Genomic DNA, 922 nt, shown 5'->3' on the forward strand with positions numbered 1-922 from the left:
TTACAAAGTATCAGAGACCTAGCTCTTTTCAACCTAGCAATTGATAGCATGCTTCGAAGTTGTGATCTTGTCAGACTGTCAGTCAGTGACATAAGTCATGGCGATGGTATTCAATCACGCGCACAAATCATTCAGAAAAAAACGAAAACACCTGTTCAATTTGAAATTACAGCGAAGACAAAAACGACCTTAAATAAACTGATTGAGATTCAGCATTTAGGTTTTAACGATTTCTTATTTCAAAGTCGGTGTAAGAAATCAGAGCATCTATCTACTAGACAATATGCTCGAATTGTTGACTCATGGGTTTCCAGTATTGGTTTAGATAAGGCAGCTTATGGCACTCACTCAATGAGGCGAACAAAAGCTTCAATTATTTATCGTGAAACAAAGAATCTTAGAGCTATTCAGATATTGCTAGGGCACTCAAAAATCGACAGTACTATAAGGTATCTTGGAGTTGAAGTAGATGATGCGCTTGATCTTGCCGAACGAATCCAGGTGTAGATATTTTCCAACAGGTGGATACTAAAAAGTAGCTACCTGTCAGAGATACCAATATTCAGTTGTGAACTTGGTTTTGTTTTTGGTGTAGGTCTTTTAAGAACTCAGGAGCAAGGTCTGCACCATTAGGCCAAACCACAGTCTCTAGCTCAGGATCAACTGAAACTTTAGAAAAAACAGCTACATCTTTTAATGGTAAAAAGACGGTACCTTCCAAAGCTCCTTTTAAGTCAATATTGCCTGAAGTGCCATCATCAAAAGCAACCCAAAGTGTAAAGTCGGAAACGTGCTTTGCTGATTTAATATGAAGCATAATTTGTTACTCCAACGGTGCTATGTAATTCAAAGGTTCGCCAGAGCGAGCTTTGTCCCAATTTTCTTCTAACTCAGTTAGGTGATATGAAATCCATTCTTGAAC

Annotated in this window: 2 protein-coding genes; one reads left to right on the forward strand and one right to left on the reverse strand. The window is 38.2% G+C overall.

Going from position 1 to position 922, the window contains the following annotated elements:
• A partial coding sequence (locus A3766_RS07275; RefSeq protein WP_068642025.1) for a tyrosine-type recombinase/integrase occupies positions 1-507 on the forward strand: 507 nt, incomplete at its 5' end.
• Between the two features lie 55 nt (positions 508-562).
• Here the strand turns inward: A3766_RS07275 and A3766_RS07280 are convergent.
• Positions 563-817, reverse strand: a complete 255-nt coding sequence (locus tag A3766_RS07280) for a DUF2442 domain-containing protein (protein ID WP_068510406.1) — start codon at positions 815-817, stop codon at positions 563-565.
• Positions 818-922: the final 105 nt, after the last annotated feature.

The sequence above is a fragment of the Oleiphilus sp. HI0132 genome (assembly GCF_001635845.1).